Annotated in this window: 22 protein-coding genes; 15 read left to right on the forward strand and 7 right to left on the reverse strand. The window is 52.1% G+C overall.

Annotated elements, in window-relative coordinates; all coding sequences use genetic code 11:
- Positions 1-119: 119 nt before the first annotated feature.
- Positions 120-1,862 (forward strand): fibronectin/fibrinogen-binding protein, encoded by a 1,743-nt coding sequence (locus tag F4Y39_13205; protein MYC14681.1) that lies wholly within the window; start codon positions 120-122, stop codon positions 1,860-1,862.
- 117 nt (positions 1,863-1,979) lie between these two features.
- On the forward strand, positions 1,980-2,753 hold the full coding sequence (locus tag F4Y39_13210; GenBank protein ID MYC14682.1) for an NAD(P)-dependent oxidoreductase: 774 nt from the start codon (positions 1,980-1,982) through the stop codon (positions 2,751-2,753).
- 148 nt (positions 2,754-2,901) lie between these two features.
- Here the strand turns inward: F4Y39_13210 and folD are convergent, their stop codons facing one another.
- Positions 2,902-3,786 carry a bifunctional methylenetetrahydrofolate dehydrogenase/methenyltetrahydrofolate cyclohydrolase FolD gene (gene folD / locus F4Y39_13215; GenBank protein ID MYC14683.1) on the reverse strand — a complete coding sequence of 295 codons (885 nt, stop codon included), beginning with the start codon at positions 3,784-3,786 and terminating at the stop codon, positions 2,902-2,904.
- Positions 3,787-3,992: 206 nt separating this feature from the next.
- Positions 3,993-5,402: a hypothetical protein gene (locus F4Y39_13220; GenBank protein MYC14684.1), complete on the reverse strand. Its 1,410-nt coding sequence runs from the start codon at positions 5,400-5,402 to the stop codon at positions 3,993-3,995.
- A gap of 147 nt (positions 5,403-5,549) precedes the next feature.
- Between F4Y39_13220 and nfsA the strand changes: the two genes are divergently transcribed.
- The 7 genes from nfsA to F4Y39_13255 all read left to right on the forward strand — a co-directional run bounded on the left by nfsA (position 5,550) and on the right by F4Y39_13255 (position 10,733).
- Positions 5,550-6,302 (forward strand): oxygen-insensitive NADPH nitroreductase, encoded by a 753-nt coding sequence (nfsA, locus tag F4Y39_13225; GenBank protein ID MYC14685.1) that lies wholly within the window; start codon positions 5,550-5,552, stop codon positions 6,300-6,302.
- Positions 6,303-6,416: 114 nt separating this feature from the next.
- Complete coding sequence (locus F4Y39_13230) at positions 6,417-7,736, forward strand: Fic family protein (protein ID MYC14686.1); 1,320 nt, start codon at positions 6,417-6,419, stop codon at positions 7,734-7,736.
- 103 nt (positions 7,737-7,839) lie between these two features.
- The gene (locus tag F4Y39_13235; GenBank protein ID MYC14687.1) at positions 7,840-8,181 is read left to right on the forward strand and encodes a hypothetical protein; all 342 of its coding nucleotides are present in this window, start codon (positions 7,840-7,842) and stop codon (positions 8,179-8,181) included.
- Positions 8,182-8,726: 545 nt separating this feature from the next.
- Entirely contained in the window at positions 8,727-8,909 is a 183-nt protein-coding gene (locus tag F4Y39_13240) for a prevent-host-death protein (GenBank protein MYC14688.1), read from the forward strand.
- Positions 8,910-9,293, forward strand: a complete 384-nt coding sequence (locus F4Y39_13245) for a type II toxin-antitoxin system VapC family toxin (protein MYC14689.1) — start codon at positions 8,910-8,912, stop codon at positions 9,291-9,293. It begins immediately after the preceding gene.
- A gap of 142 nt (positions 9,294-9,435) precedes the next feature.
- The gene (locus F4Y39_13250; protein MYC14690.1) at positions 9,436-10,083 is read left to right on the forward strand and encodes a ThuA domain-containing protein; all 648 of its coding nucleotides are present in this window, start codon (positions 9,436-9,438) and stop codon (positions 10,081-10,083) included.
- A complete protein-coding gene (locus F4Y39_13255) occupies positions 10,062-10,733 on the forward strand; it encodes a GPP34 family phosphoprotein (protein MYC14691.1) in 672 nt (223 codons plus the stop codon). Before F4Y39_13250 ends, F4Y39_13255 begins: the two co-directional genes overlap by 22 nt.
- Before the next feature lie 93 nt (positions 10,734-10,826).
- Here F4Y39_13255 and F4Y39_13260 read toward each other — a convergent pair whose 3' ends face one another.
- The 5 genes from F4Y39_13260 to F4Y39_13280 form a co-directional block, all read right to left on the reverse strand.
- On the reverse strand, positions 10,827-11,114 hold the full coding sequence (locus F4Y39_13260; protein ID MYC14692.1) for a DUF1330 domain-containing protein: 288 nt from the start codon (positions 11,112-11,114) through the stop codon (positions 10,827-10,829).
- 96 nt (positions 11,115-11,210) lie between these two features.
- On the reverse strand, positions 11,211-12,266 hold the full coding sequence (locus F4Y39_13265) for a hypothetical protein (protein MYC14693.1): 1,056 nt from the start codon (positions 12,264-12,266) through the stop codon (positions 11,211-11,213).
- A 99-nt stretch (positions 12,267-12,365) separates the two neighbouring features.
- The gene (locus F4Y39_13270) at positions 12,366-14,108 is read right to left on the reverse strand and encodes a hypothetical protein (GenBank protein MYC14694.1); all 1,743 of its coding nucleotides are present in this window, start codon (positions 14,106-14,108) and stop codon (positions 12,366-12,368) included.
- Between the two features lie 14 nt (positions 14,109-14,122).
- Entirely contained in the window at positions 14,123-15,403 is a 1,281-nt protein-coding gene (locus F4Y39_13275; protein ID MYC14695.1) for a sulfatase, read from the reverse strand.
- Positions 15,404-15,421: 18 nt separating this feature from the next.
- Positions 15,422-16,837 carry a hypothetical protein gene (locus tag F4Y39_13280; GenBank protein ID MYC14696.1) on the reverse strand — a complete coding sequence of 472 codons (1,416 nt, stop codon included), beginning with the start codon at positions 16,835-16,837 and terminating at the stop codon, positions 15,422-15,424.
- Positions 16,838-17,007: 170 nt separating this feature from the next.
- Between F4Y39_13280 and F4Y39_13285 the strand changes: the two genes are divergently transcribed.
- The 6 genes from F4Y39_13285 to F4Y39_13310 all read left to right on the forward strand — a co-directional run bounded on the left by F4Y39_13285 (position 17,008) and on the right by F4Y39_13310 (position 24,577).
- Positions 17,008-18,558 (forward strand): alanine:cation symporter family protein, encoded by a 1,551-nt coding sequence (locus F4Y39_13285; GenBank protein MYC14697.1) that lies wholly within the window; start codon positions 17,008-17,010, stop codon positions 18,556-18,558.
- A gap of 296 nt (positions 18,559-18,854) precedes the next feature.
- Positions 18,855-19,193: an STAS domain-containing protein gene (locus tag F4Y39_13290; GenBank protein MYC14698.1), complete on the forward strand. Its 339-nt coding sequence runs from the start codon at positions 18,855-18,857 to the stop codon at positions 19,191-19,193.
- A 467-nt stretch (positions 19,194-19,660) separates the two neighbouring features.
- The gene (locus F4Y39_13295) at positions 19,661-20,830 is read left to right on the forward strand and encodes a SpoIIE family protein phosphatase (protein MYC14699.1); all 1,170 of its coding nucleotides are present in this window, start codon (positions 19,661-19,663) and stop codon (positions 20,828-20,830) included.
- Entirely contained in the window at positions 20,827-21,249 is a 423-nt protein-coding gene (locus F4Y39_13300; protein ID MYC14700.1) for an ATP-binding protein, read from the forward strand. The genes F4Y39_13295 and F4Y39_13300 overlap by 4 nt, the downstream gene beginning before the upstream one ends.
- Positions 21,246-22,418 carry an ABC transporter substrate-binding protein gene (locus F4Y39_13305; protein MYC14701.1) on the forward strand — a complete coding sequence of 391 codons (1,173 nt, stop codon included), beginning with the start codon at positions 21,246-21,248 and terminating at the stop codon, positions 22,416-22,418. The genes F4Y39_13300 and F4Y39_13305 overlap by 4 nt, the downstream gene beginning before the upstream one ends.
- Complete coding sequence (locus F4Y39_13310; protein MYC14702.1) at positions 22,415-24,577, forward strand: HAMP domain-containing protein; 2,163 nt, start codon at positions 22,415-22,417, stop codon at positions 24,575-24,577. The genes F4Y39_13305 and F4Y39_13310 overlap by 4 nt, the downstream gene beginning before the upstream one ends.
- Positions 24,578-24,596 lie beyond the last annotated feature (19 nt).

Genomic DNA, 24,596 nt, shown 5'->3' on the forward strand with positions numbered 1-24,596 from the left:
CAGAGTCAAGGGGCTGGGGACTGGGGATAAGCTCTCAGTCCATCCAGAGTAGTAATACTGAAAGTTCCTAAACAATACCAATACTGCTTCTGACTGTCAAGTTATCATGAGACACAGTTATGAATCTCAGTCCACTAACACTTCGCAGATTATGCGATGAATTGCGGCCTCAGATTGACCATCGCCTGATCCGCGATGTGTTCCTCGTTGGTCGGCACGATCTGTTTCTGCATCTGGGCGATGCCGGGTATCTCTTGCTTTCCGCACATCCAGGTCGAAGTTGTCTGATGCTGACGCAACTGCCCAGCGAGGCCCAGCGCTTACGCATTCCCTGGGCAGATCGCTATTTGCGCGGTGCGGGTATTATTGGCATTGAGCATGTTCCCCACGAACGCATTGTGCATATCATAGTTCGCAAGCGCGACCGCATTGGCACGGTTACTGATTCCCGCATTATATGTGAATTGATCAACAGGTATGCCAATGTTGTTCTCGTCGATATGAGAACGAGCCGAATCCTGGGGGCGCTCAGGTCCGTTCGCGCGCGCCAGAACCGCGTGCGGGAAATAGCTCCGGGAAAATTCTATCATCCGCCGCCAGCACTTGACCGCATGCCGCCGGAAAGCGCGAAGCTCTCCTTTTTGGCCGATATTCCCGAAGATGCGCGCGCAGACGCGCTTGTACAACATATTGCGGGGCTTGACCTTTTATCTGCGCGCGAATTGCTTCATATTGCTGGTTTTGGGGAGAAACGCCCGCTTTCCGCCAGCGATATCGCGAATTTTGCAGAGATTATTCGCACGTTTTTTGCGAATCCGCCATTTTGTGACGGAGGCCTGCGCGTGCGAGAAGGGGATAATCGCAACGCGGTTTGTGCTCTTGGTATTCGGCATACGCAGATAGAACAAGCGTATCGCTCGCTCAGCGAAGCTATATCGGATGTTGTGGCGTGCGAAGTCGAGTCTGAGGCTCTTAAAGGGCGGCAAAAAAATATCGAGAAGGATCTAAAAAATCGCCTGACTGTCTGCGAGCGAAAAATTGGGCGTATCCGCGCAGATATCGACGATGCGGCCAATGCAGATCTGTATGAAAAGATGGGGAATGTGCTGATGTGTCACATCGCGCAGATTCCTGCGAATGTCGATACCATCACGCTTCCCGATGTATTTGACCCGTCTTGCGAGGATATGGTTATCTCCCTCAATCCCCGGCGCACGGCCTCGGAAAATGCCAGCGCGTACCTCAAGCGGGCGCAGAAAGCGAGAAAAGGCGCCCCCATTCTCGCCAAACGTCTCGAGGTAGCACAGAGGGAGAGGGATGAAATTCTGCATTATACAGATCGCCTCAATGCTGTCCGTTTGGAAGCCGAGTTCGACGAGATACGGCGGGAACTGGAAGATGCGCGCCTGATCAAAGCGCCTAAAAAGAGGCCGCGAGTCAGGTCTAAACGCCAGAGCGGCGATATTCATCCCAGACGGTATCGCACACAGGATGGTTGGCGCGTGCTGGTGGGGCGAAATAATACGGAAAACGATAGGCTTACCAAAAGTTCAGGCCGAGACGATTTCTTTTTGCATGTTCACGGATGCCCGGGATCCCATGTGATTCTCAAACGCGATGGCAGAGCGGACCACCCCTCTCGAAAAACGCTTGAAGAAGCGGCCTGTCTGGCGGCTTATTGGAGCAAAGCGCGGGGTGCTAAACGTGTGCCAGTCAATTATACAGAGGTTCGCTATGTGCAAAAACCGCGTGGGGCACCGCCGGGGCTGGTCACGATTCGGAATGAAAAAACTCTGATGGTCTCGCCTCGCGAACTCAAGCGCGAGGATGAATGGACGAATAGACGAATAGACGAATGGTAATATATACTGGTTTTGGGAGGATGGGCGGGGTTCGCAGATTCGTAGATTCGCAGATTCGTAGATTCGCAGATTCGTAGATTCGCAGATTCGTAGATTCGTAGATTCGCAGATTCGTAGATTCGCTGTTTTGCTGTTTCACATTTTTTCAAGGGAGATATTGTGGCGCGAAAGAGGGTGTTGATTACAGGTGCAGCAGGGCGTATTGGCGTGGTTCTCACAGATGGCTTGTACGAGCGGTATCAACTGAGGGTGCTTTACAATCGCACAGTTTTAGATCAGAAGTACGACGAGGAAGTGATGGTGGGAAATATCACGGATCTGGAGAAGATGGAAGAGGCTGTGGATGGCATGGATGCGGTGGTTCACATGGCGGGCAATCCATCGGGTGGGGCGACGTTTGAAGAAACTGTGGAGGCAAATATTATCGGTACCTACAATATTTACGAGGCGTGCAAGCGCAAGGGGGTGAAGCGAGTCATTTTTGCCAGTACAAATCACGTTACTGGCATGTACGAGAAGAAGGGTCCGATTTATACGACCTGGGAAATGCCCGTGCGTCCCGATAGTTATTACGGTGCGAGCAAAGCGTATGGCGAAGCGTTGGGACGGTATTATGTCGATGCGTATGGTCTGTCTGTGATTTGCCATCGCATTGGGTCTTTTCAGCCCGTGTCTTCTGTTCAGAATCGAGGCAGTGACCGCATTTTGTCGTCCTGGCTGAGTTATAAAGATACGGTGCAACTGACCTGGCGGAGCATTGAGGCACCGGAGAAGATTGATTTTGCGATTTATTACGGTATTTCGGGTAATACGCGAGCGTATTGGGATATTCAAAATGCGCGCGAAGAGATCGGATATGATCCCGTGGATAATGCCGAAGATTATGTGTAAAAGCTTCCCCATCCTGGACGCCTGCTTAAGACCTGCAGGCGTGACGATAGGAATAGCCATTGTCATCGCGGCATGATTAAAGCCGCGATCCAGGAGGTTTTTGCTGACTGCTGATTGCTGACCGCTGAGACGCAATCGGCGGTTTTTTTTATGCGAGGCCGTGCATGCGTTTGGCAGAGTTTATGGTGTTGTACAGGAGCATGGTGATGGTCATGGGACCAACGCCGCCCGGGACGGGTGTGATGGCGCGCGCTTTTTTGCTGATGGCTGTGTAATCGACATCGCCAACGAGGCGATAACCCGCTTTTTTGGATTTGTCGGGTACTCGGTTGACACCGATGTCGATGACGACTGCGCCATCCTGTATCATGTCGGCGGTGACGGTGTTGGGATGTCCTGTCACCACAATGAGGATATCCGCCTGACGGGTGAAGTGTCCGAGGTCGCGCGTGCCGGTATGGCATAAGGTGACGGTGGCATTTGTGGCTTTTTGCGAGAGGATGTTGGCGAGGGGGCGGCCCACCAGAGTGCTGCGCCCCACGATGACGACGTGTTTGCCCGCAACTTCGAAGTTGCCGCGTTTGAGGATTTGTTGTACGCCGTGAGGGGTGCAGGGTAAAAAGCCTTCTTCGCCGCGCATGAGGCGGCCGAGGTTGACCGGATGGAGACCATCTATATCTTTGTCGGGTGAGATGCTGTTGAGGGCGGTTTGTTCGTCAAAGCCTTCGGGCAGGGGGAGTTGGACGAGGATGCCGTGAATGGAGTCGTCGTCGTTGAGTTGTTCAATGGTGTCGAGGAGGTCGGATTCGGGCTGGTCGACTGTCAGGGTGTGTTCAATAGAATACAGGCCGATGTCTGCACAGGCTTTGCGTTTGCCTTTGATGTAGGATATGGATGCCGGGTCGTCGCCGACAAGGACGACCGCGAGGCCAGGGGTGAGGTTGTGCTCTGCTTTGAGGTGCCTGACTTCTTCGGCCATTTCTGCGCGCATGGTTTTGGACAGGTCTGTGCCGTTTATGATTTTTGCCATGATCGCTTTCTCCCATGTGAATGCCCAAAACAAAAATACGCCCGGGCGATGTGATTGTTTTCAGCCCAGGCGGTCGGCAGGTAATATAGTCCAGTGCTTCCTCGTGGTTATTTCCACTTTTCCGCCAGTTACACTGGAGATTTCTATAAATTTAAGGGATTTGTGCAGACAATCCAAATCTTTTTTGGAAGTTATCAGCCCACATTTTTTCAAAGTGAAATCGGGTGCTCGAAATCTCTTTCCATTTTTTCGGGGAGTTGATAGACGTTGCCTTTTTTGTCGCAGAAGTAAAGGCAGGATTTGGATGCACGTCGCGCATTGCCGTCGGCCCAGAGGGCGTAGAAGTCGGGATGAGCATTGACGGGGCTTCGGGCATAGGTGTGGTTGCGGGTGCTGTTTTGCGTGAGTTGTACGACGCGCTTCCACGTTTGTCCACTGCGTTCCCACATCGCCATTTCCCCGCCGGGATTGTAGGGTTGTGGTCCGGTTTCTGTGGGGGCGATGACGCGCCAGGTGCCGTCAGTTTCGAGGTAGAGGGATCCCATGTCGTAGTTGCTGTCGGATGTGGTGATGGGGTGGGCGTGCCAGTCGCTTCCCGTCCATTGCAATAGGGTCCAGGTGCGCGGGTCATTTTCCGGTCCCGATTCATAACCTTTGCTGGTGATGACGAGGATGACGGGATTTCCCTGTGGGTCGAGGCGAATGTCTTTGAGATAGACTTTTAGTCCTTCGGCTTCGTAATCGCGCACGAGGGCGTTGTTGTGTGGGGTTGTAAGCGGAACTTCAACGGGTTCACCGGCCGCGTTTTGCCAGGTTTGTCCAAAGTCGGGGGTTTCGAGATAGTAGAGGTTGGTGCGCCAGTTTACGCCGAGGGGATCGGGATGGTAGTTGAAGGCCGTGACGGCTTTTTGGCTGGAGCATATACTGATTTGATAATGTCCTTTTTCGATGGCGGCCAGGCGCGTCCATTCAGACCATTTGACGCCGTTGGGGCTGGTCGTGAAGAAGAGGGTGCGGTCGGCCGGGTCTTTGTAGCGGGTGACAAAGTTGATGAAGCCGCGACCGGGTAAGTGCCAGGCTTGCATGTAGGAGAAGTTGTCCATGGGTTGTTCTTCGCCATTGAGGCGATAGGTCGCGTCAATTTGTTCAAATTCGTCAATGGCGTAGGGTTTTGCGCTTCGGTGGATATACGAGGGGCGCGATAAGCCGTGTGCGGTTGAGAAGATCCAGATATAGCCTTTGTCGTCTATGGATATGACGGGATTGTCGTGGGCGTCGGCTGTGTTTTTGTCGAGGAGGATGGTTGGACGGGGTACTTGTCGGGTTTTGTGGTCGAAGTAGGAGATCATGTGCAGGAGGAAACCGCTGCGATTGCGCGAAAACGAGCTGTCGCCATTGAGGTCTTCTACGGTGTGTTTGAGGTGTGCGTCAAGGGGTGTGCCGCCGTAACAGAAGAAGGTTTTTTCGACTTCGGGACGGTACACGGCAAAGGGGCGATGTTTGGCACAGTACGTGCCCAATCCGCCGCTGTATTTGTACACGTATTCATCGCCCGATGGCTGGTTGTAATACCATATTCCGCGATAGCCCGTGTCTTTTTGGTTTAAGGTGAGGGTCATATTTTGCTCCTTTGGAAGAATAGTGGCAGAGGGTAAAAAAAGGGAAAAGGAAATTCTCGTCAAGTTTCTTGACAAAGTTTGGTTTCATGGCTTCATTGAAAAAATGAAATGTAGCGTGCAAAACCCGGTTTCACAGAAAGGATTATTATGTCGAATCCCACGATTGATGTGTTGATGTCGCACAGGAGTATTCGAAGGTTTGAAGATCGTCCGTTGCCCGATGGGGTGTTGGAGACCCTGATTCGGTGCGGGCAGCAGGCGAGTACGTCGAGCAATTTACAGGCTTATACGGTGATTCATGTGGCTGATCCCGAGCGCAAGAAGAAGTTGGCAGAGTTGTGTGCCGATCAGGTGCAGATTCATCAGAGTGCGGCATTTTTGGCTTTTTGTGCGGATTTGCATCGGGATCGGATGGCGAATCAGATGCACGGGGTTGAGCGGTTTGATGGGGATTATGTGGAGGCGTTGATGATTGCGACGGTGGATGTTGCGCTGATGATGCAGAATGTGGCGATTGCGGCGGAGTCTATGGGATTGGGTATTTGTATGATTGGGGCGATGCGGAATAATCCAAAGGCTGTGGGTGAATTGCTCGGTTTGCCGCCTTATGTTGTGGCTGTGTCGGGATTTTGTATTGGGTATCCAGCGCAAGAGCCAGAGGTGAAACCGCGCTTGCCCGTCGATGCGGTGTTGCACCGGGAGCGTTATCTGGACGATGAGACGCATCGGACGATTATGAAGGATTACGATGAGAAGATGGTGGCGTTTTATGCGTCACAGGGGATGCACGAAGGAGACCAGCGCTGGACGACGGTGGTGGGAGGACGCACCGGGCAATTTCATGTGCGTGAGGAACTGGACGAGTTTCTGACAGCGCAGGGGTTTAAGTTGCGGCGGTAGAGAAACTCACACGAAGGTACAAAGGGATATTTGAGACTTTGTAGTTTTGTGTGAGAGTATTCTTTATATTTTATCTTTAGTGTCTTTGTGTGAGAATGATTGCAGGAATATACCATGAGCAACGTCATTGAAGAAATTGATCGGCTGAAAGAGGAGTTAGACGCATTGCGCCCATTGCCTTCTGATGTCCTCGGCCGGATAGAGCAAAAGCTCCGAATTGAGTCAAACTATCACTCCAATGCCGTAGAAGGCAATAGTCTGACGCTCGGAGAAACGAGAAGTCTGATTCTCCATGGGCTTACTGCCCACGGGAAGCCTATGCGCGATCATCTGGATATTGAGGGGCATGATGAAGCGGTAAAGGCGATGGAGGATGCAGTAAAAAGAAATGAATTACTTAATGAGGTTTTCATCCGAAATCTCCATAAAGTGTTGCTGAAGGAGCCTTATGACAACGACGCGATAACGCCAGATGGACAGCCGGTGAAACGGCGCATTGCTATCGGAGAGTATAAGACACAGCCAAACAACGTGCAAACCTCTACGGGAGAGATTTATTATTTTACGCCGCCAGATCAGGTGAAATCTGCGATGAGCGATCTCATAGATTGGTATAGAAGACAAGAAGATGAGGGTGAGCATCCGATTGTTATAGCTACCACGTTTCATTACCGTTTTATCCGTATTCATCCTTTTGACGACGGTAATGGCCGCATGGCGAGGCTTTTGATGAATATGATTTTGGTCAAGCACGGGTACACGGTGGCTGTAGTCCCCGTTGAGGAGAGAGGTCAATACATCGGGATGCTGGAGCAAGCGGATAAGACCGAAGATTTGGCGGAGTTTATCACCTATATTGCACATTGTTGCAAATATGCACTGAATCTCCATCTAAAAGCCGCCCGCGGAGAGGATATTGAAGATGTGGAGGATATAGATAAAGAGATCGCAATATTCAAACGTTCTTTGGAAAAGAGCACAGGCAACGCAATCAAGGCAAGGGAATATGCGGATCAGGTACTGTATCCGTTTTTTTCCTATTGCAAAGAGAAGGTAGAACGGTTTTCTGATCTGTTCGAGAGTGTTCATACATCTGGCAGTTTTAATGTGAGAGGGGTTGACAATCAAATTTCTTCTTTTTCTATATCAGAGGAGAAGAGGGACACTTGGCCTGAAAGCGCGCTTTCTATTGATATTTCCATCAAATTTGATTTATTGGCTTTTCAGGGAAAGCATAATGACGATTTTGTATTGCAAATTAAAAATGAAGCAGACGCAGATGAATGCTTCTGGGATTTTGATGGTTATTTTAAAAGCATTCTATTTAAACCAGCCAAAATATATACGGGACAAGGGCTCAAGGAGATCAAGAAGATGTTTAACGAACTGATACGGGATATGATGAAAGTGCTATCAGAGCAATCTAACATCTGAGAAGCCGAGTGATAAAAAGACTAAAAGAGCATGAAGCTCACCCATAGAGTGTCACGATAATTAACTGAATAAATGGATGTGCTCTTGAGAGGGCTATACCTAAGTGGAATATACTGTAATATTTCAAGTTCTTCAGGAATGGGAAGGATATGTCATAGAGATAGGAGAGGACGACTTCACTGCGCGGCTTTTAGACCTGACCGCCGGTTCTTCGCATGAAGAGGAAGAAGCAGTCATTCCTCTCTCTGAAATTTCAGGAGAGGATTTCAAGCACCTGCGCCTCGGCAGTATCTTTAGGTGGATCATCGGTTACGAGCATTCCACGAGTGGAGCTAAGCAGCGTGTCTCCCATATCGTCTTCCGCGAACTTCCTATTGTGACCAAACAGGATATAGCCGAAGCCGAGGAATGGGCCAAGAAGATCGCTCAAGTATGGTCGGACTAACTGCTATTGAAATTTCACCTGAACACAATTTGAAGTACTCGTCGAAGAAAGGGTACAGCTCTGATACCGCGAGCGCGAAATAGCGATTTGGGACAGCGACACTTTCTGATACAAAGGAAACAATTATGAATGTGACGGATATACTCGATAGAGCTCAATTTGTCGTGGACGCTGGTGGCAAAAAAAAACGGTGCTGCTTGACTACATGACTTGGGATGCGCTATTGACCCTACTGGAAGACCTAGAAGACATAGAGGAGATTCGTCTTCTTCACGACGCAGGTAAAGAGGTAATTCCATGGGAACAGGCCAAAGTAGAACTACAAGTAGATCGCTCATTTTGAAAAGCACTTGACCAGATTTCAGGCGTGTATTATATACGCCGATGTAAGTTTGAAAAGGAGGCTGATTATGAGTGTACCTGAACTACTCGAAAAAGCCCAATTTGTCGTAGATGCCAGCGGGGAAAAAAAATCGGTGCTGCTTGACTACGCGGCCTGGGAGGCTTTACTGACCTTATTGGATGACCTGGAAGATATAGAAGATATGCGCCATCTTCGCGACCCAGACGAAAAAGTGATTGCTTGGAAACAGGCAAAAGCGGAGCTGAAATTGAATGACGAACCATCGCGCCCTTTTGGGTTGTGCGCTGGGGAGTTCTCAGTGCCTGATGATTTCGACGATCCATTGCCGGAGTATGTGATTGAAGAATTTGAAGGTAAAAAATAAATGAGGCTTCTGCTCGATACTCACATCTTCCTCTGGCTCATAACCGGCGACCAACGCCTGCCAGAAGTCATGCAGAGGGATATTCTCAATCTTGAGAACGCAGTGTATCTAAGTGTCATTTCACTATGGGAAATCTCTGTAAAATACCAACTGGGCAAGCTACCCTTGCCAGAACCACCGGAGAATTATCTGTCTGTACAACGCGAAAGACACATGATCGCAAGTTTGCCTCTTGATGAAGCTAGCGTGTCTCAACTCGCCAAACTGCCTTCAACACATCGGGATCCATTTGATCGTATGCTTATCTGCCAAGCACTTGAGCATCACCTAACTATTGTGACTGTTGACGAAATGATTCGGGCTTATCCTGTGCCAGTGTATTGATAGGCTCGACATCAGGCAATGAGTATCAGAAGTTTACATGGCTAATCTTGCACTCAAAGATGACATTGTGTATGGTACACAGTGAGGTCGTCTTCAACACACTCATACAAGTTTGGAAATTACCACTACAAAGGAGAAAAAAATGAAAGTACTGATTTTGTCGGGCCCAAATCATCGGTTTGATGCAAGTGCCGAGGTTATCAATGGGTTTTTGGGCACTCAGGAAGATTTGTCTGTCGCACTTGAAGACAATAAGGATGTGCTGACTTCAGACGCTTTGGACGATTTTGATGTGCTGGTACACGGTACGGGATTCACGCGTACAGAGCGGGATGCAGATGGGACGGTGAATCGCTTGCCGGATTTGACGTCTGGGCAGGAAGAGGGGCTATTTGGTTTTGTGGCAGGTGGCAAGGGTCTGGTGGGTATCCACGGTACGGCCTGGTGGATTGGCGGGAGAGCGGTGGATTTGATCGGCGGGCACGCAAACTGGCATCCGCCGGGATTGACGTTTACCGTGAATATTGCGGATAACGCGCACCCCATTACACAGGGGGTCGATGATTTTGAAGTGGAAGACGAGATTTATATGTCGGCATGGGATCCCGCCGTTCACATTTTGGCAACTGCGGATTGGAGCGATAAGCAGCATCCCATGGCCTGGGTGAAAGATTATGGCGAAGGACGGGTATTTTACACGACTCTGGGACACGGGCCAGGTACATTTGAGCGGGCAGGGATGCAGCAACTGGTGACGCAGGGCGTGAGATGGGCTGGAGGGAACTCGTAATGCTTAGATTTGCCGAAGAACTCTTGCTTCTGACACTTGATGACGAGAATGGGAGGTTTGCGCGCGTGCCAGACCGGCTGATGCGGTACGCGCTGGCCGGTGGCGTGTTGATGGATTTGGCGCTGGAGAATCGGATTGATACGGATCTCAAAAATCTGATCCTCGTCGATTCGACTCCGCTTCAGGATAGCTTGCTTGATCCGACGCTGGCGGATATTGCCCAGGCGGACGATACCAGGGATGCGCGCTTTTGGGTGGAACGCACCGCGCTTCGCGCAGATACGATTCGAGAAGTGGCTCTCAACCGGCTCGTAGAACAGGGTATTCTCAAGCGCGAGGAAGACCGGTTCATGTGGGTATTCCAGGCGCGACGCTATCCCATTATTGACAATACGGCTGAGCGCGAGGTCAAGCTGAGGATTATGGAGGTGCTGTTTAGCGATCAGATTCCAGGTCCGCGCGATGTCGTGATTATTGGCCTTGCACATGCGTGCGATATTTTCAAGGAGATTCTGTCCGCACGCGAACTGGCGCGTGTTTCAGATCGAATTGATCAGGTGCGAAAGCTGGATTTGATCGGTCAGGCTATGTCGCAGGCGATCACGGATATCGAGCTATCGCTCGCCCTCGCCGTGCAGATGATGCCGTGAGAAGTGTGAAGTGAAAAGTGTGAAGTGAAAAGCCGCCTTGTTGAAGTTCCAGCAAGGCGGCTTTTTTGAGGTACCGCTGTAGTGAGGCAGAAGTTACACGCCTTCGGCGATTATCACGGAGGCGGTGGCGGACCTCATGCGGATCTCTTTGAGTCTGGCGTATTCCGGGGAATTTAGCCACGTTCTCGCCTGTTCAACACTGCCGAATTCTACCACTACCATGCGGTCGGGTACCCAATCGCCCTCTACGGCCTCAGTGGTACCGCCTCGCACCAGGTATTTGCCGCCGTGAGCCTCAACAGTCGCTGCAATCCCTTCTTGAAACTCAGCGAAGACTGCTTGGTCCGTTATTCCGTTATTCAAAATTACATATCCAGCCATGTTGACTTCTCCTTTCGTATGTTATGTGAGTACCACTAAATGGTAATGCCGATTTTACTATAAGCAAGAATTTAAAGTTTTTGTCAACACCCTTTTTTATGGATATTTGGTGTCGCTCGTATCCTCAATGGGCCCGTCTCTGGTTTGCAACCGCATCCCGGTGTTATTGGCGCGTGTGCTCCAGACTTGCCCCGAGATGGCAGCGTGCTTCCGTAAGGCCGTTAGCAACTGCGCCTTGACTACATCATCTGAGATCTCATCGGCGTCGAAGAATCCGAAGATTGTGGATCCAGTTGACGAAAGGCCACACCCAACAATGCCGGCCACCTCGTTAAACCCGCGTCGAATCGCCTGAAGCGGGGCGAGTTCTGGTCGCTCCCAATGTCGCCGCTTCCAGCCAGTCTCCTGCAGGGCACTCACTGATGATCCAAACGCCGGCAGGTCGAACTCCAGGATCGCGGGCAGGAGTTGCATCAGGATCACATGCGACACCGCTTGAACCTCATTCAGTGGTATCGGTGTGTTAGCGACCATGAATTCAAGTTCTCGCTGGCCCGATAGCCCGCCCAAATCCCGAGGTCTGAACAGGACCACGCCCCAGTGAACTGGAAATTCGTAGCGAAGTAAGAGAGGCGGTTGACGCACATCGCGGGCAAAGCGGCTGGGCGCAAAGAAGTCCTTATCCCGGTCAACGGAGTGGCCGCCGTCCAGTAGCAGACCGCCCCATTGGAATGCACCAATGCCGATGCCCGACGTACCCCCTCGCGTCGATATTTCTGTCAGTTTGGACTGTGACAGGTTCAGTTCGAAGCAGTGATTCAGTGCCGCTAGCAAGGACAGCCTCCACTGGGTACCCGAACCAAGCCCATGATGGGGAGGGATCGTCTCGCGGATAACGACCTGCAAGGCTGGATCAACATCCAGCAACTCGCTGCTGGCTATGAGTTCTCTCATCACGAACTTTCGTAGCCTGGCGTCGCCGCTACGCACGTTGGCGTGTCCGTGGGAGCGGAAGTCGAACACGATTCCCGGTTGTTCCAGCGCAACGCCGAGACCGCCGTCGATGCGACCCAGGTGACCGTTCATGTCAACGAGCGTGAAATGCAAACGCGACGGGGTGCGAATGCGATTGTGAGTGAAGGTTGAGGACATCGGCAGCCTCTGTGGAATTGGCCGAGCAACAATACGAAGCTGTGGTAACGCAGAAGTTATTCGACGATGATAGATTTGATTTTGTGTGTTCTGTCAATACTATCGCGAGCCATCGACTTGTACTGTAATAATGTCTATGCCGTGATATTTTCGGTGGCGCACAGAAGACGCGTAATGCCGCAACAGGCGGAACGATATCTCGCTTTCCTCCGGAACTTCGACCTGTTCGCTCAGGTACGCCAGTTGGTCTTCGATGTTCTCCTCCTCGAAGACCGCCAGGAACTCTATCTCTATTGTCCCGTTGTTGGGACGCGCGAAGAGGATCAACTTCGGCGCATTATCAGTCGCGTAGTTACCCCCCAGCTGTAACAGACTCGACAGTGCCTCCTCACCGGCGGCACGCAGCCGCTCCGTCGAAGCATCATTCCAGCCGATCCTGGAAGCGAGGTCGCGGAGTAATGCGTCAATCCTGGGCAGAGCGGAGATGTCCAACGCGGTCTCCAGGCGTCTGCGCCTCGGGTTGGTCAGCTCTGTGAATGAGGTCATCAGAATCGCAGCCAGAACGCCGGCCGTCATGCCGTTGCCGAGTGACGCGCCCCACGTCTGGCCCAGCAGGTCCAGGAAGATGTTCTGATTCTCCAGGCCCACTCCTATTGAGAGTGCCAGGCCCACCGACAGAGCCTTTCGATGATCGAGACCGTCCTGAAAGACTGTCCTCATACCTTCCACGAAGAGCAGCCCCATTATCATCAACAGGAAAGCTCCCATGACGTGACTGGGAATTGTGAGCAGGATAGTCGCCGCCTTGGGCAAGAACGCCAGTCCGAATAAGATGCCCCCAATAATATATCCAACGCTGCGTGCTGCGACTCCAGTGAGGGTGATGAGCGACACGCAGGAAGGCGAATAGATTATAGTGGGTAGCGTTCCCGCAATTCCGGATAGCAGCGCGCCCAGTCCGTTGGTGTTGAGTGTGCCCTGGACCAGGCGGAAATCGGTCGCCTGTGGCCTGCGTCGCGAAATCTGTTGTATGACAACACTATCGCCACTGGTCTTGATGGCGACTACGAGACTCACAATCACGAACACCGGCAGAAGTGCCCAGAACTCCGCACCCGGTCTCAGGTCGAGCCCCGCCCATACTGCGATATCCGGCAGGTCAAACCAGGGTGCTTCGATTATTCGCCGAGCATCGTACAGTCCGAAGTATGCGGCGACCGCGCAACCCGTTGCGATTCCGATAAGTGGCGACCACAGCCGCCAAATCCCTGAAGCGCGCAGTGCCAGTGCTACGGCGACGATCAATGTCACTGCAGCACTGACTATACCCGCGGCCAGAGGCACCCCTTCGGGTACTTCTTTCAGCCCGTCGAATGCGATTGTCATGACTGTGACTGCTATCAGCATGAGCGCTGTGCCTGAGACGACCGGCGTGATGATGCGCCGCAGCAGCGGGAGCCAGGCGGCCAGCGCGAACTGCATTAGTGACGACACGACGATGAGACTCGCCAGCATGGACAGGTCGCCCTCCTTTAGCGCCAGGATAGAGATCGCTATGAAGTGAGGTCCGGCACCTGTCATGAGCACCTGCCCAGATCCCAGCCGTCCGACCCGACTAGCCTGTAGCGCAGTAATAACGCCACCGATTATAAGCGAGGAAAAGATGGCCCACGATAGGTAGTGATCACTCTGGCCGGCCGCACGGAAGATAATGGTTACAAACAACACCGTGTTGGCCAGAGTAAGCATGACACCCTGAAAGGCGACACCAATCGACACTGAGGGAGGACACCGCTCGTCAGGCTCGTATTGAATGGTTTCATTTTTGTGCGCTATACTCAAAGATAGCTCCCAATTCAAACTAATTCTGCAGGGTCGTTGATACGCGCGCCTTCGGGCGCAGAAACTGAGCCTGCGAGCAGTGGATCGTCGGTTGTTTCCATCCAGGTTTGGAGGCGATGGCGCAGGTCTTTTAACGCGTCCTGATATTTGGGATCAGAGGCGAGATTATTGGTCTCATGGGGGTCAAAAATGAGGTCGTAGAGCTGTTCAGAGGGTTGGTTTTTTTGCCGCCAGCCCTGGGCGAGAAAGTAGGATTTGCTGGGACTGCCGTCGCAGTTGATGTCACCGGGACGCAGTGTGGGATACCAGTGGCGGATGTATTTCCATTTTTTTGTGCGTATGGCGCGTTGCGGGTCGTAATAGCTGTGGTAGTTGATTTCTGCAAAAATTTCATCGTGGATTTCATCTGTTTCTTCGCGGATGAGTGGCAGTATGGATTTGCCTTGCAGCCAGTCTGGATGGTCTATGCCGATTACATCGCACAAGGTGGGGAAGAGGTCAGTTTGTGAGACCATTCCATCGATGACTTTGCCGCCTGAAAAACCCGGTCCGCGCATGATGAGCATGACGCCGATGCCGTGATCGGTGAGGTTGCATTTCATCATGGGAAATGCGATGCCGTGATCTGTGGTGCTGATGACGATGGTGTTGTCTGAGAGCTTGGCACTATCTATGGCGCTGAGGACGCGCCCGACTTCGGTATCGAGGATGCGAACGCAGGTTTTGTATGCGGCGGTGTCGTATCGAGTTTCGGGGGTGTCGGGAAAGGGCGCAGGGGGTATGCAATAGCGCGGGTCGTCTCCGGGACCCGGTTCGGGGAAGCTGCGGTGTGTGACGGTATATCCAACGTCGAGGAAGAAGGGTTTGTCATGGGATCGATTGAGAAATGCAATGGTCGCATCAGAGGTCGCCCGTTGATTTTTCGCTGTGTCGAATATTTCGTCATAACCGATTTCCGAGGGATCGGCTGCTGGGGGACGACCGACGTGCTGAAAACCCGATAGAGCGGTTGTGTAACCCGCTTTTTTGAGCGTGTGAACGAGGTGATGGCTGTAATCGTTGAGCCGAAAACCGCGGTGGGCAAGTCCCAGCATGCCACAACTGTGAGGCCATTGTCCAGTCAGGAGTGCGGCTCGGCTCGGCGAGCAGGTTGGGTTGGCGCAAAATGCTTGGCGAAAGAGAACGCCCTGTTCGGCGAGGCGCTGAAAATTCGGGGTGGGCATGGCATGTCCAAAGGGCTGAATGTAGCGACCCGTGTCGTGAGAGTGGATGTAGAGGATGTTTGGATGGGACATTGCATTCTCCTGTGATTGTTACGTATGGGATAGATATGCTCGAAGGTGTTTGAGGGCGCGGCCATTGTCTATTGCTTCTCGCGTCTGTTGAATTGCATCTTGGGGATCGGCATTGAAACCGAGCAGATAATCTGTGAGGGCTGCATTGAGTACAATGCGGTCGTAAACTGGACCTTTTTCCCCAGAGAGGGCTGCAAGACCGAGTTCGGCAAAGGTCTGCGCATCGACGGTGTTGGGACGTGGGTTTTGTGTGTAGTGAAAGCCGTAAGTGGCGGGATTGATGTCGCAAGCATAAGTTTGATGGGCGCGAAAGCCCTGTGAAAAATTGATGGCGTTGCGCGTTTTATCGGTGGGTTTTCCCAGGCGAAGGGAAAAGTGGCTGGTGCCCTCTTCTCCCTTGATTGCGACTGCAGATGTAAATCCGGTCTCGCGTGCGATTTTCAGAAGGGGGATTTCGTATCCCGAATGGTAATAACCGATGACAATGTGATTGCTTCCAGAACAGGTGAAGATTTGCTGCGCTTTTTCTGTGGCAGACCACGGGGGGCGTTTGCCAATGTGGGCGCGAAGGTCGCGGGCTGCATAGGCCGCTGGCGCATATTCGCGCTGGCTGATGTAGGCAAAGCCAATCTCGGGATTTTCGAGTCGTTCTGCTGCTTCTGAAAGCGACAGATTGGTGCGGGCATTGAGGGCGTTGAGGATCTGTTCGTCGGTTACACCCCATTTGGGCGGCATGGCATCTACACCGTGAAGCACGGTGGGGCGACCGAGAGCTGCGCGCAGTGCTGCGACAAAAAGGGTGGGTTTGAAGTAGCGGGTTGAGCCATTGTAGGGTTGACCAAAGTGGGTGAGGTTATTCACCTTTACTGCGTGGGCGCGTTCGGGCGCAAAGGTCGAGTGGAGGTATCCGCGCACCTCGTCGTAGGATTCGAGGTTCATGCGCTGGCCTATCAGTGCGGCACCTTTGAAGCTGGCGCGAATGCTTTCGGTGAGAATGGCTTCGCACATAAGGCGCGTTTGGTCGTAGGTGAGATGACCACCGGCGAGAATGGTTTTTAGAGAGGCAATGATGGTTTGCTCGTCGGGTGATTCTGCGGGACAGTGATCTTTAAGGCCGAAGATATATTGCAGATCCGGTGAGAGGTGGGTTTGTAGATGGGGGGTATATTGTTCAAAGGCGTTGATTTCTGCCTGGCTCCAGGTTGTTTTGGGCGGGTAACTGCGCCGCAGACGCATGGCGGCAAAGAAGGATCCCATCTGGATATCGGAGACCGGATGATGCGCTTTGTTTTGCAGGGTATTGATGATGGCATCCAGTACGGGCTGCGGCTGTGGATCGCTGGATTTGTTGCCCAGCGGACGAGATTGCGTGGGGCCTGTACACACGCGCGCCTGAGCTTCGAGGACGAGGGGATTGGGATCAAATAGTGGCATAGGATGAAAAGTATTGTGAGGCTACAGTGTTGTCAAGCGATTGAAAAGGATAAAGTCACAGAGGGTGTAAAAGTGCTATACATCCCTCCAATTTGTTTGTATTATGTTTCCCATTAGTCTCACTCTGTGTTTCGTTGGAGAGTATAAATCAGAAACTGAGGAATTTTCCAATGTTTTTCAGGTGTTCTCGTTTCGCTTTTCTGATGGGACTGTTTCTGTCCCGTGATGCATTTGCACAGGAAGCTTTGGCTGGCGAGTCGTCTGGCGCGATACAGATGGTTATTGACGTATTGAATGCAGGCTTAGGTGCGATAACTAATTTTCTATCTTCGATTATATTTTTTGATTTTGGCCTGGGTATTCCGCTCGTTATTATTGTGCTCGTAGGTGGTGGCCTTTATTACTCTTTTTATTGTCGCTGGATCTCTCTGCGCGGAATGAAACATTCGATTGATGTGATTCGCGGAGGGTATGATAATCCGGATCATCCCGGTGAGATTTCGCATTTTAAAGCCCTGACCAGTGCGTTGTCTGCCACTGTGGGGCAGGGGAATATCGCGGGTGTAGCGATTGCTGTGAGTGCCGGTGGTCCCGGTGCTGTTTTCTGGATGATTGTCACGGCTTTTTTTGGTATGGCGTCCAAGTTTGTATCCTGTACTCTGGCGGTGATGTACAGAAGAATCCATCCCGATGGGCGCGTGTCGGGTGGGCCAATGTACTATCTGGAACAGGGCTTAAAAGAAAAAGGCCTTGGGATTTTGGGGCGCGTGATGGCTGTGTTTTTTGCCGTGTTGACAGTTGGCGGTTCTCTGGGTATTGGCAATATGTTTCAGGTGAATCAGACAGTTGAAATGCTCGGTACTGTATTCGAGGGATTTAAGACCTATAACTGGGTTGTCGGGATTTTAATGGCGGGGGTAGTGGGCATTGTCATTAGTGGAGGTATCAAGCGCATTGGCACTGTCACAGCGAGCATTGTACCCTTCATGTGTGGGTTGTACGTGCTCACATCCTTTCTCATTATTCTCGCGCGTATTACCGAATTGCCCAATCTGATTGTGAATATCATTTCCCAGGCGTTTATACCTGAAGCCATATATGGTGGCTTCATGGGATCCCTGGTTCAAGGGGTACGCAGGGCGGCTTTTTCCAACGAAGCGGGGTTGGGTTCTGCGGCATTTGCCCACGCGGCAGCCAAAACCGATGAACCCGTGCGTCAGGGGATAGTGGCGATGATTGGACCATTTATTGACACCGTTATTATATGTTTAATGACGGCATTGGTTTGTATGATTACGGGTGCGTATCAGTTGCCCGAATTTCAAGGGCAAAGTGGGTATCTCGTGGGAATCCAGATGACATCTGTGGCATTTGATTCGTTTGCGCCCGGGTCGCGTTATGTCATCGCAATTGTGGCAATGTTCTTTGCATATACGACGGTGATCGCGTGGGCATATTACGGCGAGCGAGCGTGGGAATATCTTTTTGGATTGCGATCTACTCTGACGTATCGAATTGTTTTTTTGTGCTTTGTATTTATCGGGTCTGTCACCGCGCTAAAGAGTGTGGTCGATTTTTCCGACGCGATGATTTTTGCAATGGCGTTTCCGAATATTGTCGGCTGTATTATCATGAGTCCACAGATCAAAGACAGGCTCAACGAATACTGGGGGCGTTACAAGGCGGGTGAGATAAAGGCGTATCCGAGGAACGTATATTGATAACTTTAAGACGGGTTGACCATCACAGGTGAACCCGTCTTGTGTGTACTAAAAAGGTGAAAGACGAGATAATATGTTACTTTACAACTTGTCGTGTACTATGAAATAAGAGTTAAAAAAAGATTTGACTTTCGCATAGACAAGTAATATTTTAGCTGAACTTCTCAATTCCCTGCAAGAATACATCTCGCTATGGGGCGCAATGGCTCTTGACCGAATTGAGTGCATTTGTTTTTTGCACGCGACGTGCGACAAGAGCTTCCGTAGATAATTTTCACACATCAGGATACAGGTCCATGGAGATTAAAACCCAAAAAGAAAATGGCATTTTAATCGCGAACGTGAATGGCCGGGTTGATAGTGCCAATGCCCGCGAGTTCGAAAATGTATTAAGCTCTGCAATCAGTGACGACGATACATGCGTGGTCGTAGATTTTGGGGGGCTTTCTTACATTAGTAGCTCGGGCCTGCGGGTCATTTTGCTGGTTGCCAAGTCACTCCGGAATCGCAATGCGGAATTCGCGCTTTGCTCGCTTTCTGGTCCCATCGGAGAGGTCTTCAAAATCAGCGGATTTGACAAGATCATTTCGATCTACGACTCACAGGCAGAGGCTTGCGCTGCACTGGGCGGATAACCTGCTGTCGCGTGTGCTCTCAAGCCATAGATGAGAGTTTGGCGTGTTTTATTTAACATTATTACACGGACCGGACCCGCCATGCTTACTGTGTGCTTCCCTCAATCGGGTTACAGGCGTTCTCGAACTCATACGCCGATCCGATTTCCTGTGTATCTGGTCTATAGATCACTTTCCAGGGTATTTCTCATGCCCTGTATATCCGCTTTCAAAACCTCCCGAATAACAGCCAACCTTCTGCAATTCAGTAACCGGTGTCGTGCAGTTTGTCATTACACAATGACGGACCTGGCATTTGTCCATGTATTGTATTCTCCCCGTAGGTCCTCTCCCTTACAACGCAGCAGAGTAAGTAACAGGGACAGGCCCATGAAGCGAGGACTTTTGCTATCGCAATGATTGTGTTCCGATCAAAGAGTGCTTAACATCAGTATAAGTAAGACACCATTAATATAAGAGGCGCGTATATGAAAAAGGCGCAATACAAAATACTCGTGGTTGATGATGAACCCGATCTCGAACATCTCGTGAGGCAGCGCATGCGGCGCGATGTTCGCGCCGGACACTACGAATTCGTCTTTGCTTACAACGGCGTTGAGGCTCTCGAGGTGCTGAACGCGGATCCGGATATCGATATGGTGCTTTCGGACATTAATATGCCGCGGATGGATGGTCTCACGTTGCTCGAACAGATGTCGGAAGTTGATCCCGACCTCCGCGCTGTCATTGTCTCGGCTTATGGCGATATGAAAAACATCCGTACGGCCATGAATCGAGGGGCGTTTGACTTTGTTACCAAGCCCATTGATTTTCAGGATTTGAGGGTCACAATTGAGCGCACTCTGGAACACCTGAAGCTTTGGCGCGAGGCTGTGGCTTCGCGGGATAAGCTGGTGGCACTGCAAAACGAGCTTCGCGTTGCCCATGATATGCAGCAGTCTATTCTGCCGAAGACCTTTCCCGACAAACCTGGCTACCAGCTATTTGGAAGCATGGAGCCTGCACGCCAGGTGGGAGGTGACTTTTTTGATATTATCAATCTGGAAAACGACCGCATCGGCCTGGCAATTGCCGATGTCTCCGACAAGGGCGTACCGGCTGCTCTATTCATGATGTCCAGTCGCACGTTGATGAAAGGGGCTGCAATTGGCAAATCGAACCCGACCGATGTGCTGACCGAGGTCAATCATCTCCTGCAGGAAGACAACGACGCAGCGATGTTTGTCACCGTGTTTTATGCCGAATACAATCCGGCGGATGGGTCGCTATCGTACGCCAATGGGGGGCACAATCCCCCGGTCATCGTCCACGCAGATGGCAGCTCGACTGTGCTCCCCCAGACCAACGGAATTGCTCTGGGTATTTTGCCAGACATCGAATACGAACAAAACTCAGTCACTCTATCGCCCGGCGATACCCTCGTGCTCTACACAGATGGCATTACCGAAGCCATGAATGCCCAGAATGAGGAGTTTGAGATGGAGCGTTTGCTTACAGTATTGTCCGGGGCGAGTTCGCAGGATGTCCGCGAAATGAATCAGGCGATCTTTCAAGCTGTGCAGGCATTTGCAGGTGATATGCCCCAGTTCGACGATATGACCTGTATGACACTTTTTTGCAGAGAGATAGGGACATGAAGGTGAAACGTTCTCTATGTATTGCGTCGGATCTCAGCGAGTTGGAGCGGCTTCACGATGCCGTGGCAGAACTCGGCGAGGCGGGAGATTGGCCTCCCGATCTCGTGTACCAGGTTGATCTCGTTCTCGAGGAATTGATCGTCAATACTGTGAACTACGGGTACGACGACGATGCACGCCACGAGATTGAGGTCACGCTGACCTCGGATGAGGATGTCTTTACAGTTGAGATTATAGACGACGGGCATGCCTTCAATCCACTGAGTGACGCTCCCGAACCAGACCTGGACGCAGGGATAGAAGATCGGCCGATAGGGGGGCTTGGCATCCATCTGATGCGCGTTATGATGGACGATGTACACTATCGCCGCGAGGAGAATAAGAACCACCTTACTCTGATCAAGCGGAGGAATGGATGAGCAGCACGCGCTACAGTTGTGCGGTTTTACTGCTCGTTTTGCTGATTGTGGAAATCCGCGCAGAAGAATCTGGAATCTCTGATGAGCGCATCCTTTTTGGGCAGTCCGCCGCCTTTAGCGGTCCCGCTCAAGAACTGGGCAAGAACATGCGGATCGGAATTGAGGCAGCGTTTCAGGAGGCTAACGCGCGGGGCGGTGTGCATGGTCGGCAGCTCATGTTATTGTCTCTCGATGACGCATACGAACCCGAAGCTGCTATCGCCAATACCCGTCGCCTGATTGAACAGGAAGGGGTTTTCGCGCTGATTGGTGCTGTCGGCACGCCTACATCGCTCTCTGCCACCCCTGTGGCCGCAGCAGCTGACGTCCCCTACATCGCCCCCTTTACCGGTGCTGCCTTCCTGCGTGAAGCCAGGTGGCAAAACGTGATTAACCTGCGGGCGTCTTATAACCAGGAGACCGAGGCTATGGTCGCTCGCTTGACCACAGACCTGGGTATTAAACGCATTGCCGTTATGTACCAGGATGACTCTTTTGGTCGGGCGGGTTATCGCGGCGTGCGGCAGGCACTTGAGCGGCGTAGCATGGAACCTGTGGCAATAGGGGTGTACCCGCGCAATACCACGGCGGTGAAGACGGGTCTGCTCAACCTGCATAGTGCAAACCCCGATGCAGTCATCCTGATAGGGGCCTACCAGCCGGTAGCAACGCTGATTGCCTGGGCGCGACACATAGGGTTGGATCCCGTATTCATGACCATCTCCTTTGTGGGCAGCAATGCGTTGGCCGGGGAACTCGGTCGCAGTGGTGCTGGGGTCTTTGTCACGCAGGTCGTACCTTTTCCAACAGATAACACTCTACCCGTTGGTATTGCCTATCGCCGTGCCCTAACGGCCCACGCCCCCGAAGCGACTCCCGGCTTTGTCTCCTACGAAGGCTATTTGGCGGGGCGATTGGCTATCGCCGCTCTCGAACGCTGTGGGGGAGAGGTTAACCGCACCCGGTTTCTCAACAGTTTGCGCGGTGCGGATGCTATTGATCTGGACGGCTTTGAACTTCGCTATGACGCAAATGACAATCAGGGTTCAGACGCTGTTTTTCTCACCGTGATTGGCACAGATGGCAGTTATCGCTCGATCCAAACTCTGCGGGACGCAATAAAGCCATGATTGACATAATAAAACACCTGCTTGAAGGCCGCTACCGAATCTCGACGCAACTCTATTTGGGTATTGGCGGTGCTGTTGTCCTCACTATGGGGGCGAGTCTGGTTGGCTGGTTTTCCTTCAACAGCGTGGGTGACGCGCAAAGTCGCGTGAATGAAGGCAGTGTGCCTGGAATGGCAGCCGCATTTGGAGTCGCTCAACAAAGCGGTGCCATTGTAGCCGCAGCCCCGCGTCTCATCGCTGCGGCAACGCCGGAGACATTTGATCAGGTTATTGCCGAGATCGCCACAGAGCGAAACACTTTTGAAGCGCAGTTGGCGGCTCTGACGCAGCAGGGTGAAGAAGAGGAACGCTTCAGTCGCATTCGCGCCCAGGGTGGTACTCTGATCTCAAATATCGAAGAAATTGAATGCTCCATGGCGGAGCTTTTTGTGCTGCAAGCGCGGAGTGAAGCCCTGCGTGCGGAACTCGCCGAATTGCGCAATGAACTGGTTGGCGTTCTGGTTCCGCTTATTGACGACCAGTTGTTCTACGCTATGACGGGGTATCGCAATCTCGACGAAGCACCCGCGTCGCCTGCACAGCACTTATCAAAAAAAGAGTTCGACCACTATCGCCATCTGGCTGCATTACAAGCAGACGCCACCACAGCAATCCAGCTTCTGTCGAGTGCTTTCAATCTTTCAGATGCGCCCTTGATTGAGCCATTGCGGGAGCGATTTGAGGCTGCTAAAGATAGGATTGAATGGAGTTTGTCGGCACTCGGAATGGCCCGTGCGCGCAGTCAGATCGCTCCGATATGTGCCCGCCTGTACCAGTTGGGGCTGGGGGAAGAAGGGGGCTTCGACCTGCGTACACGAGAACTCGAACTCGCCGGTCATCAGCGGGACCTGCTCGCACGCAATCAGTCTCTTGCCCTCGATCTGGTCGCCGAAGCCGAGGGGCTGGTAAATGCTGCCCGCATAAGTGCGAAGGAAGCTACCCACGCTTCCACACTGGCCATCGGCACCGGGCGCAGTCTTTTGTTGGTTTTGAATGTGATCAGCATTACTGGCGCGTTGCTGATCGCCTATTTATTCGTGGGACGAATGCTATTGCCCCGTCTCGAGCGACTATCCGCGCGGATGCGCGGCATGGCTGACGGCGACCTGGAGGGCAAGGTCGATATCGGCGGGAACGACGAGGTGGCAGACATGGCCGCAGCCCTTGAAGTCTTTCGCCGCCATGCCCTGGAGGTGCAGCGCCTGAATCTGGTGGAAAAACTGGCAGAAGAGTTGCAATCTAAGAACGAAGAACTCGAAAAAGTGCTGGACGACTTGCGTGTGGCGCAGGACCAGATCGTCATGCGCGAGAAATTGGCCTCGCTCGGCGAACTCACTGCAGGTGTAGCGCACGAGATCAAGAATCCGCTGAATTTTGTGAAGAACTTTTCAGAATCGTCGGAAGAGCTAATGGAGGAATTGGTGGAGGTACTGGACGAAAGTCCCGGAGCACTGAGCGAGGAGCAGCGCGAATTGGTTGACGAGATATGCCAGGACCTCACCGACAACATGGGGCGTATCCTCCAACACGGCAACCGCGCTGACCGCATTGTTCACGATATGCTCATGATGGGGCGCGGCTCTGGTGAGAGACAGTCCATTGAAATTAATAATCTGCTCGATGAACACGCCCGCCTTGCCTATCACAGCGCACGGGCGACTGACGCGGACTTCAACTTGACTATTGAGACGGATTTCGACCCGAATGTGGGACAAATTGAGGCTGTTCCGCAGGATCTGGGGCGCGTCTTCCTCAACATGGTAGGCAATGCCTGTTACGCTACCGACGAGAAAAGGCGTGCTATTGAAGCAGATGATGGCGAGACTTTTTTCCCGACCCTGTCGCTGAGCACCAGGCGCATGGATGATCGGATAGAGGTGAGCATACGGGATAACGGGAATGGGATTCCACCCGAGGTTGTCGATAAAATTTTTAATCCTTTTTTTACCACCAAACCGACAGACAAGGGCACGGGTCTTGGCCTTGCCCTTTCCAACGATATTGTGCGCGAACACGGGGGAAATATCCGGGTTGTATCCGAACCCGGTGAATTCACCGAGATGATAGTAGAATTGCCTTTGGTGCCGCCCGCGGTGACGACTGAAGAGGTAGCGAGATAGAAGGGCGTGGAGGCACTGT

It is taken from the genome of Gemmatimonadota bacterium, from assembly GCA_009838845.1.
In the GTDB taxonomy this organism is placed as follows: Bacteria; Latescibacterota; UBA2968; order UBA2968; family UBA2968; genus VXRD01.